Origin of the sequence: Massilia sp. Root133 (assembly GCF_001426525.1) — a bacterium.
Taxonomy (GTDB): Bacteria; Pseudomonadota; Gammaproteobacteria; order Burkholderiales; family Burkholderiaceae_D; genus Telluria; species Telluria orientalis.
On record NZ_LMEW01000004.1, the window covers coordinates 121,673 to 139,859 of the forward strand.

Genomic DNA, 18,187 nt, shown 5'->3' on the forward strand with positions numbered 1-18,187 from the left:
GGCACCGGAGCGGACATGCGTCTCACCGAACATACCGACTATGCCCTGCGCGTCCTGATGTACCTGGGCGCCAACCGCGGTCGCCTCGCCACCACCGGCGAGGTGGCCGCCCTGCACGGGATCTCGCATCATCACCTGACGAAGATCGTGAACGAGCTGGGACATGCCGGGTTCGTGGAGACCGTGCGGGGCCGCTGCGGCGGCATCCGGCTCGCCCGCGCGCCCGCGGACATCACCGTGGGCGACGTCGTGCGCCACACCGAGCCCGATTTCAACCTCGTCGCCTGCCTGGACGGCCGCGCCCGCGCGTGCCCGCTCGCGCCGGCGTGCGTGCTGAAAGGGGCGCTGTGCCGCGCGACGGCCTGTTTTCTCGAGTCGCTGGACGGCATTGCGCTGTCCAGCCTCATCGCACCATCATGAACGATCTTCTCGACCTGCGGGCCCTGCCCGCACCCGAACCCATGGAGCGCGTGCTCGACGCGCTCGATTCCCTCGCCGACGGCGCGCGGCTGCGCGTGCTGCTGGCGCGCGAACCGCACCCGCTGTACGGCATCCTCGCGCGTACCGGCTACCGCTGGCGATCCGAGTGGCAGGACGACGGCTGCCTCGTGACCATCGCGCGGAACGCCTGATGCGGCGCGCCGTCGACACCACCCGCCTCCCGCCGCCCGCCGTGCCGCTCGCGTTCCTGCTCGCGGCGCCGTGGTTCGGGGTGGCGGCGGGCGGCGTCGTCGCGTGGCATGGCGCGGCCGTGTTCGCGTCGCGCTGGTCCGCGCCGGCGCTCGCCGCCGTTCACCTCGTCACACTGGGCTTCCTGACGATGACGATGGCCGGCTCGCTGCTGCAGATGGTGCCCGCCGTGGCCGGCCTGCCGCTGCGCGGGACGTACCGCCTCGCCGTCTGGAGCTGCCCGCTGCTGGGTGCCGGCGCGGCGCTGCTCGCGGCCGCGTTCCTGTCCGGGCATGCGCTGCTGTTCGCGCTGGCGGGCGCCGTGCTGCTGGCGGCGTTCGGCGCGCTGCTGGCTTGCCTGCTGCCCTCGCTATGGCAACGAACCCGCGCCGCGGCGGCCACCGCCCACATCGCCGGCGGCATGCGCGCGGCCGTCGCGGCGCTGCTGGCGTGCGTCGTGGCCGGCCTGCTCCTTGCAAGCTGGCTCGCGGGCGGCCCGGCCGTCCCCGTGCTGCCGCTGGTCGACACCCACGCGGCGCTGGGCCTGGCCGGCTGGGTGGTGCCGCTCGTGATGGCCGTGTCGTTCCAGGTGATCCCGATGTTCCAGGCGACCGACCCGTTTCCGCCGCTCGCCGCGCGCGCGCTCGTGCCGCTCGTGCTGCTCGCATTGGCCGGATGGGTCGCGGGCCGCTGGCTGGACGCGCCCTGGCGCGCCGTGCCCGCGCTGGCCGGCGCCGCGCTCGTCACGGCCTATGCCGGCCTCGCCGCTTCCCTGCTGCTGCGGCGCGAACGCACGCGCACGGCGGCCGGCACGCCGTACTGGCTGCTGTCGCTGGCGGCGCTGGCGGGCGCCGCATGGCTGTTCGCGTGGCCGGGCGGCGCGGCGGACGTCCTCGTCGGCGCCTGTTTCCTCGCGGGCTGCGCGATGTCCGCCGTGAACGGCATGCTGTACCGGATCGTCCCGTTCCTCGTGTGGCACCACCTGCGCGCCCGCCTGCCGCCGCACGTTCCGGCGCCGAAGTTCGCGGAACTCATCGCCCCCGGCCGCCTGCGCACGCAATGCCGCTGGCACGCCGCGGCCGTCGCGATGCTGCTCGCCGCGTGCGCGCTGCCACCCCTGGCGTCAGCCGCCGGCCTGTTGCTCGCCGTGGCCTGCCTGCGACTGGGGCTCGACCTCGCGGCGCCCGTGCTGCGCCACCGCCACAGCCTCGCGCCTTGACCTGCGCGCCCAGCCCAGCATGCCGAGGCCCAGCGCGAACACCGCCGCCATGCCGGGTTCCGGCACCTCGCCCGCCGGCGGCGCCTGCAGGACGAACGACAGGTTGTCCGCATAGCCGTCGTTGTCGCCCGAGACGAGCCGCTCCATCGACAGCCAGAACGACAGCTTGCGGGTGCCCGTCGGCACGAAGCCATCGGTCTCGCGGTACATCAGGCCGGTCTGGTCATTGCGGTCCTGCGGCGTGACGGGGCCGAGCACCGAGTTCCCGACTTCGTTGTCGAATTCGTCGAGGAACTGCACATAGAACAGCGCGTTGTCGCCCTGGTCCTGCCAGCCGCCGAGCCAGCCGGTCAGCGAATAGGCGATCGTGCCGGACGTCGCGGTGCCGAAGTCCAGCGTCTGCCAGCCGACGGCATACTGGCCGAACCCGGCGAACATCTTGTTGCCGCGGTCCGCCGGCCCCGGTTGCGTGGGCAGCACCCAGTTGCTGCCGTAGTCCACGGACTGGAAGGCGCTGTAGCCCGCGTAGCCGGTCCAGCCGGCGAGGCCGGCTTCGGCATCGCCGTTGACGACGAGGTTGCTGCCGTAGACGACGGCGGCCTGGCTGTTGCACGCCGCGGCGAGCAGCGCGGCGGCCATGAGGAAGCGAACATGCATGGAAGTCTCCAGATCAAACGATACGATACTGGTCGAGTTGCGCCGCGCCCCGCATCGCCGGGTCGCTGATCGACGGCAGGCCGTTTTCCAGGTGGCCGGCGAAACGCCGCAGCCAGCCCGGCATGCCGTCGACGCGCGCCGCGTAGTCGTACCAGTTGGCGGTCTGCGCCAGCGACAGCCGCAGCGTGCTGCGCGAGCGCGCGGGCACGCGCACGTCGGGGATCCGCATCGTCGTGTACTTGTTGGCGACGAGCTGGAAGGTGCATGGCTGGCCGCCGTTGTTGACGAAGTCGACGACGAGCTCTCCGGCCCGACGGTCGGCGCGCACGACCACTTCCGGCAGCGGGGCGTCCGCGGCGCGGCGCACGTCGCCCGCGATGTGGCGGTGGAAGCCGTTCGGCCCCAGCACCCACAGGTCGTAGGCGGCGCCCGTGGTCCAGCGGCCCGTCAGCTGCTTGCCCGCTTCGACCGTGTAGCGGCGCGGGATCTGGTCCAGCGCGCGGCGGTCGTACACGTGGAACACGGCACCGGCTTCGCCCGCATTCTCGAACGCGAGGTCGACCAGGCCGCCGGTCGCGGACACCTGCGCCTGTACCTGCAGTTCGTACGGCAGCGCGCGGGCCGGACGCACGCCGGCCGCCTGCACCGGTGCCGACAGGGCCGTCGGGATCGCCGGGACCTTGGTGCTGCCGAGGCTCAGCGCCAGCGCGCGCCGCGCGGCCGTATCGGGCAAGGCGACCGCGCTGTCGTTCGGGTTCACGAAATCGAAGCAGGACAGCAGGTTGCCGCTGACGGCACGGCGCCATGGGCTGATGAGCGGCTCGCGCACGCCGAAGCGCGCCTCGATGAAGCGGACGATCGACGAGTGGTCGAACACCTGCGAATTGACCCAGCCGCCCTTGGTCCACGGCGAGATGACGTACAGCGGCACGCGCGGGCCCAGGCCGTACGGGCGGTGCAAGGTGCGCGCGTCGGCGCCGTTGAGGATGTGGTGGTATTCGCCGGTCGTGTCGACGGTCGACGCGCCCGCGAGCCGGGCCTGCGCCGGATCGGGGCTGTACGTCGTGTACGACGGGACGGCCGGCGGCGGCATGTGGTCGAAGAAGCCGTCGTTCTCGTCGAAGTTGATGATGAAGACCGTCTTGCTCCAGCTTTCCGGATTGGCCGTCAGCGCATCGAGCACGCGGGCGATGTAGTCGGCGCCGGACGCGGGGCTCGACGGCCCCGGGTGCTCGGACCCTTCCGCGGTGGCGACCACCCAGCTCACCTGCGGCAGCCGGTTGGCCAGCACGTCCGCCTTGAGCAGGTCGAGATCGCGCGTGCTCACGCCGCGGTTGCGCAACGACGGCGAATAACCCGGGCGCTGGTACCACGCGTTGCGGAACGAACGGAAGCCGGCCAGCGAATTGTCGGTGAAGTTGTCCGCCATGTTCTGGTAGACCTGCCAGCTGATCCCGGCCGCTTCCAGGCGCTCCGGATACGTCGGCCAGCGGTAGTCGGTGTTCGGGTCCGGATTGAAGTCGTCGTGGCTGTTGTCGGTCGACGGGCCGCCCGCGGCGCCCAGCGGGTCGTTATGGCCGGTGAACAGGAACAGGCGATTCGTGTTGGTGCCGGTCTGGGTCGCGCAGTGATAGTGGTCGCAGATCGTGAAGGCGCGGGCCAGCGCGAACTGGAACGGCACGTCGGCCTCGGCGTAATGGCCCAGCGAATGGTTCTGCTTCACGGTACACCAGTCGTTCATGCGGCCGTGGTCCCATGCCAGCTGCGCATCCAGCCACGCGTGCGGCGTGCCGGCCACGCGCATGACCGGGAAGTCCTGCACGGTATTCAGGCGGAACGGCGCGATGGCGCGGCTCTGCGGCCAGTTGGGCCGGCCGGGCACCGGCGCGCCGCCGACCGTCTGCTGCACGAAGACCGTCTTGCGGGTGAAGAGGTTCTGCCGGTCCATCACAGGAATCGGGAACGGATCGCCGAATCCCCGCACGCCTTCCAGCGTGCCGAAATAATGGTCGAAGCTGCGGTTCTCCTGCGTCAGCACGACGATGTGCTCGACGTCCTGCAGGCTGCGGGTGCGCTGGTTGGCCGGCAGGGCCAGCGCTTTCTGGATCGCGGGCGGGAAGGAAGCGAGGACGGCACTGGCGCCGCCGGCCTGGGCCAGCGTGCGGAGGAAGCCGCGGCGGCTCATGCGTGCACCATGACGACGGGGAACGCGAGATCAGAAAGTTGCATTTGACTCATCCAGGTTGATTATCGGAAATGACGGATTTGATGCTCAGCGAGGCTTTAGCCTAGGCAACAATCATGAAATGTTGATGACAAATTAATCTTTCTCAAAACGTCCGGTTGTTTCGTCAATTGAAGCCCCATACAGGCAGTTTGACCTGCATCAATGACGATGCGGCAACCGGAGGTCTATCGTGCAGCCATGAACGTCATCGCCTCCCGCTGGCTCTGCTGCCTCCTGTTCGTCCTTGTCCCCGCACTCGCCGCCGCCGTCCAGGACACGCCGCGCGGCCCCATCGACGCCCGCGCGCTGACGGCACGGCTGTTTGCCGGCGCTGCGCCACCGCCCGCCTGGCTGGACGACGGCGGCGCCCGTGCACGCGAAGCCGTGCGCCTGCTGCGCGACGCCTCCGCGCACGGGCTCGACCCGGCGCGCTACGACGCCGACCGACTGGCCACGCGGCTCGCTGCCGGCGCGGACGACGTGGCCGCCCTCGCGCTGGAACGGGACCTCGGCACCGCCATGCTCCAGTACCTGGCCGACCTGCACTTCGGCCGCGTCGCCTCCGGCTACCGCCTGCCGTCCGACGACGCCTTCGACCCCGTGGAGCACCTGCGCCAGGCGCTGCGCACCGGCCGCCTGGCGGAAGCGGTGGACACGGCGTCGCCACAGTTCCCGATGGTGCGCCGGGTCGAGGCCACGCTGGCCCGCTACCGCGCCCTCGCCGCCGCCAGCCCGCATTGGCCGGACCTGCCGCCGCTGCCGGCGAAGCGGATCGAACCGGGCATGCGGTATGCCGGCACGGCCCTCGTGCGCGAGCGTCTGCGCCTGGTCGGCGACGCGGATGCCGATACGCCCGCCGGCGACGTCTACACGCCCGAACTGGCGGTCGCCGTGCGCCGCTTCCAGGCGCGCCACGGCCTCGCGCAGGACGGCGTGCTGGGCGCGGGCACGCTGGCCGCGCTGGCGGTACCGCCGGCCCGCCGCGTGACGCAGCTGGAACTGACCCTGGAACGCCTGCGCTGGCTGCCGCGTCCGCCGCAAGGCCGTGTCGTCGTCGTGGACGTGCCGGCCTATCGCCTGTGGGCATTCGACGGCCGCGATCCGGCCGGGCAACTCCTCGAAATGCGCGTGATCGTGGGTGCGGCCGCGCGCACGCCCACGCCGCTGTTCATCGGCCAGATGCGCTACCTGGAATTCAATCCGTACTGGAACGTCCCGCGCAGCATCGAGAAGGCCGAGATCATCCCGAAGCTGGCACGCGATCCCGGCTACCTGGCTCGCAACGACATGGAAGCCGTATCCGCCGCCGGCCAGGTCCTGCCCGACGCCGCTGCCGCTGCCTCCCTGCGCGCGGGCACGGCGCGGGTCCGGCAGCGGCCGGGCCCGAAGAACGCGCTCGGCGCCGTCAAGTTCGCCATGCCGAACCCGATGAACATCTACCTGCACTCGACGTCGGCGCGGGAATTGTTCACCCGGTCGCGGCGCGACCTGAGCCATGGCTGCATCCGCGTCGAAGATCCGGCCGCGCTCGCGCAATTCGTACTGGCGGATCCGGCGCGCTGGGATGCCGGCGCCGTGGCCACGGCGCTGCGGCCGGGCCGCACGGTCACGGTGCCGCTGCGGGAGCCGGTCCCCGTCGTGCTGTTCTACGCGACGGCGCTCACGGACCGCGAGGGCCGCGCCCTGTTCGCCGACGATATCTACGGCCTCGACGAACAGCTGGTGCAGGCACTGCGCGCTGATTAACCATATTTCAAGATTTTGATCTAGATCAACGATCTGAATTCGATCAAACCGGTAAGGTGGGTGCATGGACAAATTCAACCCACCAGCCACCGACCCCTGGGCGGATATCGAACCTCCCACCATGACCGACCGGATGCTGCACGCCGCGCTTGGCCGCATGACGTTCGGCATCTCGCCCGCCGCGCTGGCGCTCGCGTGGATGGACTGGAGCCTGCACCTGGCGCAGTCGCCCGGCAAATGGGCCCGGCTGTGCGACAAGGCCTTGCGCAAGGCGGGCCGCTTCGGCGACTACGCCGCGCGCGCGGCAGCCGGACCGGCGGCACCCTGCATCCAGCCGCTGCCGCAGGACCACCGCTTCGACGGCGCCGCGTGGCAGCAGTGGCCGTTCAACGTGATCCAGCAGGGCTTCCTGCTCAACCAGCAGTGGTGGCACAACGTCACCACCGGCATCGGCGGCGTCGCGCCGCACCACGAACAGGTCGTGTCGTTCGTCGCGCGCCAGCTGCTCGACATGATGTCGCCCGTGAACTTCGTCGCGACGAACCCGGAGGTACTGCAGGCCACGGCGCAACAGGGCGGCATGAATGTCGCGAAAGGCTTGGCGCATGTCGCGGACGACTGGTGGCGCCTGCTGACGGACCGCCCGCCGGCCGGCGCCGAGGACTTCGTGCCGGGCCGCCAGGTGGCCGCCACGCCGGGCCGCGTCGTCCTGCGCAACCGGCTGATGGAACTGATCCAGTACGCGCCCGCGACGGCGGACGTGCATGCGGAACCCGTGCTGATCGTGCCCGCATGGATCATGAAGTACTACATCCTCGACCTGTCGCCGCACAATTCGCTCGTGAACTACCTCGTCGGCCGCGGCCACACGGTCTTCATGATCTCGTGGCACAACCCGGGCGAGGCCGACCGCGACCTGGGCATGGACGACTACCTGCGCCTGGGCGTGCTCGCCGCGCTCGACGCCGTCAACGCCATCGTCCCCGACCGGCGCGTGAACGCCGCCGGCTACTGCCTGGGCGGCACCCTGCTCGCGATCGCCGCCGCGTACCTGGCGGGCCGGAGCGACGCGCGCCTGCAATCGCTCACCCTGTTCGCCGCCCAGACCGACTTCACGGAGCCGGGCGAGCTGTCGCTGTTCATCGACGACAGCGAACTGGATCTGTTGGAAGACATCATGTGGCGCCAGGGCTACCTGCAGACGCGCCAGATGGCGGGCGCGTTCCAGCTGCTGCGCTCCAATGACCTCGTGTGGTCGCGCCTCGTCAACGACTACCTGCTCGGCCAGCGCCAGCCGATGAACGACCTGATGGCGTGGAATGCGGACGCCACGCGCATGCCGTACCAGATGCACAGCGAATACCTGCGCCGGCTGTTCCTGAAGAACGATCTGTTCGAGGGGAGGTATCGCATCGACGGCAGGCCCGTGGCACTGGCCGACATCCGCGCGCCACTGTTCGTCGTCGCCACCGAATCGGACCACGTGGCGCCGTGGAAGTCCGTCTACAAGATCAACCTCGTCGCCGACGCCGACGTGACGTTCGTGCTCACGAGCGGCGGCCATAACGCGGGCATCGTCAGCGAACCGGGGCACCGCGGCCGGCACTACCGCCGCGCGCGCCGCAGCGATGGCGACACGTACGTGGCCCCGGACGACTGGCTGGCCGCAACACCCGCGCGCGACGGCTCGTGGTGGCCCGCCTGGGCCAACTGGCTGGAAGCCGGCAGCACGGGCCGCACCGCGCCGCCCGCGCCGGGCGCCGCGCTCGGTCCGGCACCCGGCCGCTACGTGCTGGAACGCTGAACCCTCACTGGAGAATCCCATGCAGAACGCTCTCATCGACCTGCGCGGCAAGCGCGGGCTCATTCTCGGCATCGCCAACGACCGCAGCATCGCCTGGGGCTGCGCGCGCGTCATGGCCGCGTGCGGCGCCGAACTGGCCGTAACGTATTTGGACGACGCCGCCGAGCCCCACGTGCGCCCGCTGGCCGAGGCGCTGCGCTGCCCGCTCGTGCTGCCGTGCGACGTGCGCGCGCCCGGCCAGCTCGAGGCCGTGTTCGACGCGGTGCACACCGCATGGGGCACGCTCGATTTCGTCATCCACGCGATCGCGTACGCACCGAAGGACGACCTGCAGGGACGCGTCGCCGACTGCTCGGCGGCAGGCTTCGCGCTGGCGATGGACGTGTCGTGCCACTCCTTCATCCGCTGCGCGAAACTGGCGGAGCCGCTGATGCCGCACGGCGGCTGCCTGCTGACGTTCACGTTCTACGGCGGCGAGAAGGTCGTCCCCCACTACAACCTGATGGGCCCCGTGAAGGCGGCGCTGGAAGCGTCGGTGCGCGCGCTCGCGGTGGAACTGGGCAGCCGGCGCATCCGCGTGAACGCCGTGTCACCGGGCCCGATGGGCACGCGCGCCGCGTCCGGCCTGGAACACTTCGACGAGCTCCTCGGCGACGCCTGGTCGCGCGCGCCCGAGCACATGCTGGCCCGGCTGGACGACGTGGGCGCGTTCGCCGCCTTCCTGGCGAGCGACGGCGCGCGCCTCGTGACGGGCAACGTCGAATACGTCGACGCCGGCTACCACGTGCTGGGGTGAACGATGGACACGATCAGCAACCGCACGTTCGCCGAACTGAAGGTCGGCGACAGCGCGAGCCTCGCGCGCACGCTGACCCGCGCCGACATCGAACTGTTCGCCGTCATGTCGGGCGACGTCAATCCGGCCCACCTGGACGAGGAATACGCACGCGGCAGCATGTTCCATGAAGTGATCGCGCACGGCATGTGGAGCGGCGCGCTCGTCTCGACGGTGCTCGGCACCCAGCTGCCCGGTCCGGGCACGATCTACCTAGGCCAGTCGCTGCGCTTCCTGGAGCCGGTGGGCCTGGGCGACACCGTGACCGTGCTGCTCACCGTCACCCGCCTCGATCCGGACAAGCACCGCGTGACGCTCGATTGCACGGTGACGAACCAGCACGGCCAGCAGGTGGCGAGCGGCACGGCGGAGGTCATCGCGCCGACCGAGAAGGTCGCGCGGCCCCGTATCGCGCTGCCGGAAGTGCGCCTGCGCGAGCGCGGCGGCCGCTACCGCGCGCTGCTGGCGGCAGCGCAGGATGCGCCGCGCGTGCCCACGGCCGTCGTCCACCCGGTCGACACGGTGTCGCTGCTGGGCGCCGTCGAAGCGGCGCGCGCAGGCCTGATCGCACCGGTTCTCGTCGGCCCGGAAGCGAAGATCCGCCAGGCGGCCGCGCAGGCGAACGTCGACCTCGCGCCGTACCGCATCGTGCCGACGGCGCACAGCCACGCGGCCGCCGCCGCCGCCGTGGCGCTGGCGCGCACGGGCGAGGTCGGCGCCATCATGAAGGGCGCGCTGCACACGGACGAATTGATGCACGCCGTCGTCGCCCGCGACACCGGCCTGCGCACGGGCCGCCGCATCAGCCACGTGTTCGCGCTGGACGTGCCCACGTACCCGCGCCCGCTGCTCCTCACGGACGCCGCCATCAACATCTACCCGACGCTGGAAGACAAGCGCGACATCGTCCGCAACGCGATCGAGCTGGCGCACGCGCTGGGCATCGCGGCGCCGCGCGTGGCGATCCTGTCCGCGCTCGAGACGGTGTCCCCGAAGATCGCGTCGACCATCGAGGCTGCCGCGCTGTGCAAGATGGCGGACCGCGGCCAGATCGAGGGCGCGATCATCGACGGGCCGATGGCGTTCGACCTCGCCGTGTCGGAAGAAGCGGCGCGCACGAAAGGCTTCGTGTCGCCGGTGGCCGGCCGCGCCGACATCCTCGTCGTGCCCGACCTGGAAGCGGGCAACATGCTCGCCAAGCAGCTGGAATACCTGGCGGAGGCGCAGGTGGCCGGCATCGTGCTCGGCGCGCGCGTGCCCATCATGCTCACCAGCCGCGCGGACGGGCCGCTGGCCCGCCTCGCCTCGTGCGCGTTGGCGTCCCTGCTCGTGCGCCACTCGGCGGCCGCCGCCGTGATCGGATCGCCATGACGGACAACGCAGCCAAAGGATATGCATGCATCAACGCCGGCTCGTCCAGCATCAAGTACGCCGTGTACGTGGAACGGGGCGCGGACCTCGTCGCGACCGCGCACGGCCAGGTGGAGGGCCACGGCCCCGCGCAACTGCGTACCATCATCGGCCAGGTCGAGAGCCATCTCGCGCCGGCCCGGCTCGCGGCTATCGGCCACCGCGTCGTCCACGGCGGGAACAACCACGCGGGACCGGCGCTCGTCACGCCGGCGCTGCTCGCCGAACTGCAGGCCCTCGCCCCGCTGGCGCCGCTGCACCAGCCGCACAACGTGGCCGGCATGGAAGCGATGGCGCGCCTGCATCCGGGCCTGCCGCAGGTCGCCTGCTTCGACACCGCGTTCCACCTCGGGAACCCGCGGGTCGCGCGCCTGTACGGCCTGCCGCGGGCATGCGCGGATGAAGGCCTGCTGCGCTACGGCTTCCACGGCCTGTCGTACACCCATGTCGCCGACAGCTTGCCCGCGATCGAGCCGCGCGCCCGTGGCCGCGTCGTCGTCGCCCACCTGGGCAGCGGCGCCAGCATGTGCGCCATGGTCGGGGGCCGGAGCGTCGCGACGTCGATGGGCTTTTCCGCGCTGGACGGCCTGCCGATGGCCACGCGCTGCGGCGCCCTCGACCCCGGCCTCGTGCTGCACCTGCTGCGCGCAAAACGGATGACGCCAGACGCGCTGGAACGCCTGCTGTACCGCGACAGCGGCCTGCTGGGCCTCTCCGGCATCAGCGGCGACATGCGCACCCTGCTCGCGAGCCCGGACCCGGCCGCGCGCGAGGCGGTCGACGTGTTCGTGTACCGCATCGCGCGCGAACTCGGGTCCCTGGCCGCGGCGGCGGGTGGCCTCGACGTGCTCGTGTTCACGGGCGGCATCGGCGAACACGCGGCGGACATCCGCGCCCGCGTGTGCGCGCAGGCGGCGTGGCTGGGGGTGCGCCTCGACGCGGACGCCAATGCGACCCACGGCCCGCGCCTGCACGCGCCGGACAGCGCCGTCGCCGTGTGGGCGCTGCCGGCCGACGAGGAAGCCGTGATCGCGCGCGAGACGAAACAGGTCGCGGACGCTTATCCCTCGTAGGCGCGCAATCCGTTCGCGTCGAGGATCGCGATGTCGCGCCCGTCCACGCGCACGAGTTCGCGCCGCGTGAGATCGTTCAGCACGCGCGAAAAATACTCGGGTGTGATGTTCAGGCGCGACGCGACGAGGCGCTTGCTGACGGACAGCCGCACCGTCGCGCCGGATTCGGGCGCATCCTTCAGCAGATAGCCGACGACGCGCTGGCCGCCCGTGTGCAGGGTGTACGCCTCGACATCGGCGACGAGGCCGTGCAGGCGCCGGCTCATCCCGGCCAGCATGCGCCGGGCGAATGCCGCGCTCTGTTCCAGCTCGGCGAAGATGGCTTCCTTGCGGACGTGCAGCAGCAGGCAGTCTTCCAGCGCGGTCGCCGTCACGAAGTACGGCTTTTCCATGAACATGACCGCCTCGCCGAACGTCTTGCCGGGGCCGAGGATCTCGATGACCTTTTCCTGGCCCTGCGGCGAGATGAAGGCCAGCTTGACCTGGCCGTACAGGATCGAATGAAATCCCTCGCACGGGTCGCCCCGCTCGACGATGGTGCGGCCGCGGTCGACGTGCTGCTCGGTGGCGGCCGCGCCGACGGCGCGCAGCTCGTCCTCGCCGAGGTCGGAAAACAGCGGCAGGCGGCGCAGGAAGGTGCAGGGATCGATGGTGGCCACGGTCGCGGGATGTCATGAAATGGTCGGGATGCCGCCATTCTCGCGCGTACGACGGCCGTGCGGGATAGTCCGGAAGAACTAGGCGGCGTCCTCCATCGTGCCGACTTACGCGCGCGGGGAAGCCGCCTACAATCGGACCATCCTCCCCTTTGTCACGGATTCCCCATGCAGCTCTCGAATTTTTCCGATTTCCTCGCCGCCGCGCGCGCCCAGCCCGAGGCGCAGCGCCTGCTGTTCGTGTTCGCGGTCGCCGAACTGCCCCAGACGCACACGCCGGGCCAGGCGCGCCGCTTCGAGGAAGGCCGCGGCGGCGCATTGGCGCCCGTGATGTGCGTCGACAAGGGTCTCGACGAGCTGGCGGATTTCGGTGCGCTGGCCGCCGAGTCGCGCGCGACGGGCCAGCCGTGGGACATGGTGTTCGTCGCGGCGCTGGCAGGCGAACAGCAGGCGGCCGGCGTCGACCGCGGCCTCAAGATGATGATCGACGCCGTGCACCGCGGCGCCATCGAACGGTTCCTCGCGTTCGACACGGAAGGCGACGCCGTGCGATTTGCTTGAACCCGGATTTACTTATCCTCGTTCAAGGCGCCGCGGGCGGCGCGTGACTAAGCTTCCTGCGTTACCGTTCACCCGCCCGCCATGACCTCTCCCTCCCTCGAACTCGTTTGTCCCGCCGGCAGCCTGCCGGCCCTCAAGGCCGCCATCGACCATGGCGCCGACTGCGTCTACCTCGGCTTTCGCGACGCGACCAACGCGCGCAACTTCGCCGGCCTGAACTTCTCCGAAGACGCCATCGCCGAAGGCATCCGCTATGCCCACGACCGCAACCGCAAGGTGTTCCTTGCCCTGAATACCTATCCGCAGCCGGGCGGCGACGGTCCCTGGCGGCGCGCGCTCGACCGCGCCGCCACGCATGGCATCGATGCCGTGATCCTCGCCGACCCGGGCCTGATGGAATACGCGGCGCGCGTGCATCCCCAGTTGCGGCTGCACCTGTCCGTGCAGGGCTCGGCGACGAACATCGACGCCATTGCCTTCTATCACCGCCACTTCGGCATCGCGCGCGCCGTGCTGCCGCGCGTGCTGTCGCTGGCCCAGGCGGAAAAAGTCATCGAGCATTCGCCCGTCGAGATCGAAGTGTTCGGCTTCGGCAGCCTGTGCGTGATGGCCGAGGGCCGCTGCCAGCTGTCGTCGTACGCCACCGGGGAATCGCCCAACACGCACGGCGTGTGCTCGCCCGCGAAGGCCGTGCGCTGGACGCGGACGCCGCGCGCGCTGGATGCGCGCCTGTACGACGTCCTCATCGACCGCTACGGCGACGGCGAGCAGGCCGGCTACCCCACGCTGTGCAAGGGCCGCTTCGACGTGGACGGCGAGACGTATTACGCGATCGAGGAGCCGGCAAGCCTGAACACGCTCGAGATCCTGCCGAAGCTCGCGGCGGTGGGCGCGCGCGCCGTCAAGATCGAAGGCCGCCAGCGCAGCCCCGCGTACGTGGCCCAGGTCACGAAGGTGTGGCGCGCCGCGATCGACGCCTGCCTCGCGGAACACGGCCGCTACACGGTCCGGCGCGAGTGGATGACGAGCCTGGACAACGTCGCCGAAGGCAGCCAGCACACGCTGGGTGCCTACCACCGCCCCTGGAAATGACCCCGTACCGAAAGACCATCATGAAGATTGCCCTCGGGCCCCTGCAATACTACTGGCCGCGCGATACCGTGTTCGCGTTCTACGATGCGCTCGCGGAGACACCCGTCGACATCGTCTACCTCGGAGAAACCGTCTGCTCGCGCCGGCACGAGCTGCGTCCTTCCGACTGGCTCACGCTGGCCGACCGCCTCGCCGGCGCCGGCAAGGAAGTCGTGCTGTCGACCCAGGTACTGATCGAATCGCCATCCGACCTGAGTACCCTGCGCCGCGTCGCCGGCAACGGCCGCTTCCTCGTCGAGGCCAACGACATGGGCGCCGTGCACTGCGTCGACGGCCGCCCGTTCGTCGCCGGCCCCCACCTGAACGTGTACAACCCGGCCACGCTGGCCGTGCTCGCCCGCGCCGGCGCCGTGCGCTGGGTCGCGCCGCTGGAGATGCCGTCGACCAGCCTCGCGGCCATGCAGGCCGCCCTGCCGGCCGGCGTGGAGACCGAGGTGTTCGCCTACGGCCGCATGCCGCTCGCGTTTTCCGCCCGCTGCTTCACGGCGCGCCACCGCAACCTGCCCAAGGACGATTGCCGCTTCAGCTGCCTGGACCATCCGGACGGCCTCGTGCTGAACACGCAGGAAGGCAAGCCGTTCCTCGTCCTGAACGGCATCCAGACGCAGTCGGCGAAGGTGTACAACCTCGTCGACGCGCTGCCCGCCATGCGCGCGCTGGGCGTGGGCGCCGTCCGATTGAGCCCGCAGTCGGCCCACATGGCGGACATCGTCGCCAGCGTGCACGGCGTGCTGACGGGCGCCCTGACCGGGGCCGCGGCGCGCGCGCAGATGGGCGCGTGGATGCCGGGGGCCGCCTGCAACGGCTTCTGGCACGGCCGTCCCGGCCTCGAGGAGGTGGCCGCATGAACGCGTCCCCCTACCGCCTGCCGGCGCCCGTCCGCCACGTCCTGTCCCGGTTGCCCGGCCGGCCCGGCGCGTGGCTGTTCGCGGCGGGCCTGAACGCGGGCCTGAAACCGCACCTGGACGACGACTCGCGCGCGCAGCTGCTGCGCAAGCGGCTGCGCCTGGCCGTGCTGGACGCGGGCGTCACTTTCGACGTCGCGTGGAACGGGCGCTCGTTCGCGGCCGTGACGTCGAAAACTGCACCGGACGTCGTCATCGGCGCGACCCTGTACGACCTGGGCCTGCTCGCCACGCGCCGCGAAGATCCCGACACGCTGTTCTTCAGCCGCCGCCTCGTGATGGAAGGCGACACGGAGCTGGGTCTGCTCATCAAGAATACGCTGGACGCCATCGACCGTTGACAGGAGAACCTCATGGGCCGTGATCGCACCGTTTTCCCCCTCGTCTATTCCTGCTCCGGCTGTTCCAGCGCGGCGCAGATGGCCAACCACATCGCCCTGGAGCTCGACCGGGAGGAAGTCGCCGAAATGTCCTGCATCGCCGGCGTGGGCGGCGACGTGCCGTCGCTCGTCAAGCTGGCGAAATCTGGGCGGCCCGTCGTCGCGATCGACGGCTGTCCGCTCGAATGCGCGCGCCACTGCCTCGCGCGCCACGGCGTGACGCCCGACCTGCATTTCCAGCTGGCCGAACACGGCGTGCGCAAGCGCTACCACATGCAGTTCGACCCGGCCGAAGCGGCCGCCGTCGCGCGCGAGGTGGCGGACGACGTGGCCCTGCTGGCGGCGGAACGCCGAATGCTTCAACCAGTTTAAGGCGGGGCCGGCGGGCCTCGGGGATAGTGGACGCCTGACTATCACCGAGGATGACATGAACGCCAACGAATCCCTCTTTGCCGCATCCATGCCGACGCAGGACGTGTCGGCCGACGTACTGCAGGAAAAATACGCGAAGGGCGACGAGACGACCGTCGCGCAAGTGCGCGCCCGCGTGGCGCGCGCGCTGGCCGCGCACGAACCCGAGCCGCTGCGCCTGGAGATGGAGCAGCGCTTCCTGTGGGCGCAGGACCACGGCTTCGTGCCCGCCGGCCGCATCAACTCGGCGGCCGGCGTCGGCCTGAAGGCCACCCTGATGAACTGCTTCGTGCAGCCCGTCGGCGACGCGATCAGCGGCCGCGACGGCGCCATTCCCGGCATCTACGGCGCCGTGGCCGAAGCCGCGGAAACCATGCGCCGCGGCGGCGGCGTCGGCTACGATTTTTCCGCGATCCGCCCCGCCGGCAGCCTCGTGAAAGGCACGCGGTCGCGCGCGTCCGGCCCCGTGTCGTACATGGCCGTGTTCGACGCGTCGTGCCGCACGGTCGAATCGGCCGGGGCGCGCCGCGGCGCCCAGATGGGCGTCCTTCGGATCGACCATCCCGACATCGAGGCTTTCGTCGCCGCCAAGGACGGCGGCGCGTTCAGCAATTTCAACCTCTCCGTCGGCGTCACGGACGCGTTCATGCGCGCCGTGCTGGACGACGATCCCGTCGAGCTGACCCACGCGGCCGAGCCGGGGCCGGACGACCAGGCCAACGGCGCGTACCTGCGCCCGGACGGCAGCTGGGTGTACCGCACGGTGCGGGCGCGCGACCTGTGGGACAAGGTGATCCGGTCGACCTACGACCACGCGGAGCCGGGCGTGCTGTTCCTGGACCGCATCAACGGCGAAAACAACCTGTACTACGCCGAGACGCTGGCGGCCACGAACCCGTGCGGCGAGCAGCCGCTGCCGCCGTACGGCTGCTGCGACCTGGGCTCGCTCGACCTCACGAAGTTCGTGCGCCGGCCGTTCACGCCGGAGGCGCGCTTCGACCTCGACACGTTCCGCGAAGTGACGGCCGTCGGCGTGCGCATGCTCGACCTCGCGCTCGACGCCACCGAATGGCCATTGCCCCAGCAGGCGGCGGAAGGCCGCGACAAGCGCCGCATCGGCATCGGTTTCCTGGGCCTGGGCAGCGCGCTCGTCATGCTGGGCCTGCGCTACGACGCCGACGAGGGCCGCGCGTTCGCCGCCGACGTCACGCGCGCCCTGCGCGACGCCGCGTACGAAGCATCGGTGGCGCTGGCGCGCGAAAAAGGCGCGTTCCCGCTGTTCGACGCCGAGCGCTACCTGGACGGCGCATTCGCGCGGCGCCTGCCGGACGAGCTGCGCGAAGCGATCGCCCGCCACGGCATCCGCAATTCGCACCTGATGTCGATCGCACCCACGGGCACCATCGCGCTCGCGTTCGCGGACAACGCCTCGAACGGCATCGAGCCCGCTTTTTCGTGGGTCTACCAGCGCAAGAAGCGCATGCCGGACGACAGTACGCGCATCTACGAGGTGGCCGACCACGCGTGGCGCCTGTACCGCCACCTCGGCCACGACGTCTCCGCACTGCCGGCGCAGTTCGTGACGGCGCTGGAGATGTCCGCGCAGGACCACCTCGGCATGATGGCGGCCGTGCAGCCGTACGTGGACGGCGCGATCTCGAAGACGGTCAACGTGCCGGCCGACTACCCGTTCGACGACTTCAAGGATTTATATACGGAGGCGTGGCGCGCCGGCCTGAAAGGCCTGGCCACCTACCGGCCCAACGCCGTCACGGGCAGTGTGTTGAGTGTCGCGCCGCCGCCCGCGGCCGAAGCACCGGGCGATGTGGATCCGCTGCGCCGCCGCTTCGAAAGCCGTCCGGCGGGCGAACTGGAATCGGTCACCTCGAAGGTCGAATACACGACCCAGGAAGGCAAGAAGACGGTGTATCTGACCATCAGCTTCATGCGCGTGGAAGGACGGCTGAACGGACGCGACCTCGCCATCGAGCGCCCGTTCGAGTTCTTCATGCCCGCCAACCAGCGCAGCGACGGCCACCAGTGGATCACCTCCACGATGCGCCTGCTGTCGCTGGCCGCGCGCGCCGGCAGTTCCATCGCCAAGGCCCTCGCCGACATGCGCGCGGTCGTGTGGGAGAAGGGACCGGTGCGCTGCGGCCACCTGACGCGGGCGGACGGCGTGCAGGTACCGATGTACCACGATTCGGAAGTGGCGGCGATCGCCTTCATGCTGCAGCGGATCCTGATCCGGCGCGGCTTCCTCGATGCCTACGGCAACCAGGTGTCCGCCGACGTGCTGGACCGCCTGCTGGCACGGCGCGGCACGCCGGACGAGGTGCCGGCACCGGGCATCGCGGCAGTCGAAGAGACGGGCGCCAAGTGCCCGGAATGCGGCGCGCGGGCGTTGCGCAAGGTCGACGGCTGCACGCGCTGCACGTCGTGCCACTACCTGGGCGGCTGTGCCTGATTCGTAAAACCTGAA

17 protein-coding genes are annotated in these 18,187 nt (G+C 70.6%); 14 read left to right on the forward strand and 3 right to left on the reverse strand.

Annotation, left to right across the window (positions count from 1 at the left end; all coding sequences use genetic code 11):
- The first annotated feature begins 15 nt into the window (after nucleotides 1–15).
- From ASD28_RS05265 to ASD28_RS05275, 3 genes are read left to right on the forward strand one after another with little or no spacing between them, the layout of a single operon-like run.
- Nucleotides 16–420: an Rrf2 family transcriptional regulator gene (locus ASD28_RS05265; protein WP_056125049.1), complete on the forward strand. Its 405-nt coding sequence runs from the start codon at nucleotides 16–18 to the stop codon at nucleotides 418–420.
- Nucleotides 417–632 (forward strand): DUF2249 domain-containing protein, encoded by a 216-nt coding sequence (locus tag ASD28_RS05270; RefSeq protein WP_056125051.1) that lies wholly within the window; start codon nucleotides 417–419, stop codon nucleotides 630–632. The genes ASD28_RS05265 and ASD28_RS05270 overlap by 4 nt, the downstream gene beginning before the upstream one ends.
- Nucleotides 632–1,888, forward strand: coding sequence for a hypothetical protein (locus tag ASD28_RS05275; RefSeq protein WP_056125054.1), 1,257 nt, complete (start codon nucleotides 632–634; stop codon nucleotides 1,886–1,888). Before ASD28_RS05270 ends, ASD28_RS05275 begins: the two co-directional genes overlap by 1 nt.
- Here the strand turns inward: ASD28_RS05275 and ASD28_RS30855 are convergent.
- Nucleotides 1,793–2,545: a PEP-CTERM sorting domain-containing protein gene (locus ASD28_RS30855; protein WP_200948886.1), complete on the reverse strand. Its 753-nt coding sequence runs from the start codon at nucleotides 2,543–2,545 to the stop codon at nucleotides 1,793–1,795. The genes ASD28_RS05275 and ASD28_RS30855 overlap by 96 nt on opposite strands.
- Nucleotides 2,546–2,558: 13 nt before the next feature.
- Nucleotides 2,559–4,730: a phosphocholine-specific phospholipase C gene (locus ASD28_RS05280; protein ID WP_056125056.1), complete on the reverse strand. Its 2,172-nt coding sequence runs from the start codon at nucleotides 4,728–4,730 to the stop codon at nucleotides 2,559–2,561.
- 240 nt (nucleotides 4,731–4,970) lie between these two features.
- Here ASD28_RS05280 and ASD28_RS05285 point away from each other — a divergent pair, with 240 nt between their 5' ends.
- From ASD28_RS05285 to ASD28_RS05305, 5 genes are all read left to right on the forward strand, one after another.
- Nucleotides 4,971–6,518 (forward strand): murein L,D-transpeptidase, encoded by a 1,548-nt coding sequence (locus ASD28_RS05285; RefSeq protein WP_056125060.1) that lies wholly within the window; start codon nucleotides 4,971–4,973, stop codon nucleotides 6,516–6,518.
- A 121-nt stretch (nucleotides 6,519–6,639) separates the two neighbouring features.
- Nucleotides 6,640–8,322 carry an alpha/beta fold hydrolase gene (locus ASD28_RS05290; RefSeq protein WP_229412155.1) on the forward strand — a complete coding sequence of 561 codons (1,683 nt, stop codon included), beginning with the start codon at nucleotides 6,640–6,642 and terminating at the stop codon, nucleotides 8,320–8,322.
- Nucleotides 8,323–8,356: 34 nt separating this feature from the next.
- Nucleotides 8,357–9,118: an enoyl-ACP reductase FabI gene (gene fabI / locus ASD28_RS05295; protein WP_056125205.1), complete on the forward strand. Its 762-nt coding sequence runs from the start codon at nucleotides 8,357–8,359 to the stop codon at nucleotides 9,116–9,118.
- A gap of 3 nt (nucleotides 9,119–9,121) precedes the next feature.
- Nucleotides 9,122–10,528 carry a bifunctional enoyl-CoA hydratase/phosphate acetyltransferase gene (locus ASD28_RS05300; protein ID WP_056125066.1) on the forward strand — a complete coding sequence of 469 codons (1,407 nt, stop codon included), beginning with the start codon at nucleotides 9,122–9,124 and terminating at the stop codon, nucleotides 10,526–10,528.
- Nucleotides 10,525–11,640, forward strand: coding sequence for an acetate/propionate family kinase (locus ASD28_RS05305; RefSeq protein WP_056125069.1), 1,116 nt, complete (start codon nucleotides 10,525–10,527; stop codon nucleotides 11,638–11,640). The genes ASD28_RS05300 and ASD28_RS05305 overlap by 4 nt, the downstream gene beginning before the upstream one ends.
- Here ASD28_RS05305 and ASD28_RS05310 read toward each other — a convergent pair.
- Nucleotides 11,628–12,299 carry a Crp/Fnr family transcriptional regulator gene (locus ASD28_RS05310; protein ID WP_056125072.1) on the reverse strand — a complete coding sequence of 224 codons (672 nt, stop codon included), beginning with the start codon at nucleotides 12,297–12,299 and terminating at the stop codon, nucleotides 11,628–11,630. The genes ASD28_RS05305 and ASD28_RS05310 overlap by 13 nt on opposite strands.
- 165 nt (nucleotides 12,300–12,464) lie before the next feature.
- Here ASD28_RS05310 and ASD28_RS05315 point away from each other — a divergent pair, with 165 nt between their 5' ends.
- The 6 genes from ASD28_RS05315 (at nucleotide 12,465) to ASD28_RS05340 (ending at nucleotide 18,172) form a co-directional block, all read left to right on the forward strand.
- On the forward strand, nucleotides 12,465–12,857 hold the full coding sequence (locus ASD28_RS05315) for a hypothetical protein (protein WP_056125074.1): 393 nt from the start codon (nucleotides 12,465–12,467) through the stop codon (nucleotides 12,855–12,857).
- Between the two features lie 81 nt (nucleotides 12,858–12,938).
- A complete protein-coding gene (locus tag ASD28_RS05320) occupies nucleotides 12,939–13,949 on the forward strand; it encodes a peptidase U32 family protein (RefSeq protein WP_056125075.1) in 1,011 nt (336 codons plus the stop codon).
- 20 nt (nucleotides 13,950–13,969) lie between these two features.
- The gene (locus ASD28_RS05325) at nucleotides 13,970–14,857 is read left to right on the forward strand and encodes a U32 family peptidase (protein ID WP_056125080.1); all 888 of its coding nucleotides are present in this window, start codon (nucleotides 13,970–13,972) and stop codon (nucleotides 14,855–14,857) included.
- Nucleotides 14,854–15,255, forward strand: a complete 402-nt coding sequence (locus ASD28_RS05330; RefSeq protein WP_082577352.1) for an SCP2 domain-containing protein — start codon at nucleotides 14,854–14,856, stop codon at nucleotides 15,253–15,255. The genes ASD28_RS05325 and ASD28_RS05330 overlap by 4 nt, the downstream gene beginning before the upstream one ends.
- 12 nt (nucleotides 15,256–15,267) lie before the next feature.
- A complete protein-coding gene (locus ASD28_RS05335; protein WP_056125082.1) occupies nucleotides 15,268–15,666 on the forward strand; it encodes a putative zinc-binding protein in 399 nt (132 codons plus the stop codon).
- Between the two features lie 55 nt (nucleotides 15,667–15,721).
- A complete protein-coding gene (locus ASD28_RS05340; protein ID WP_056125083.1) occupies nucleotides 15,722–18,172 on the forward strand; it encodes an adenosylcobalamin-dependent ribonucleoside-diphosphate reductase in 2,451 nt (816 codons plus the stop codon).
- Nucleotides 18,173–18,187: the final 15 nt, after the last annotated feature.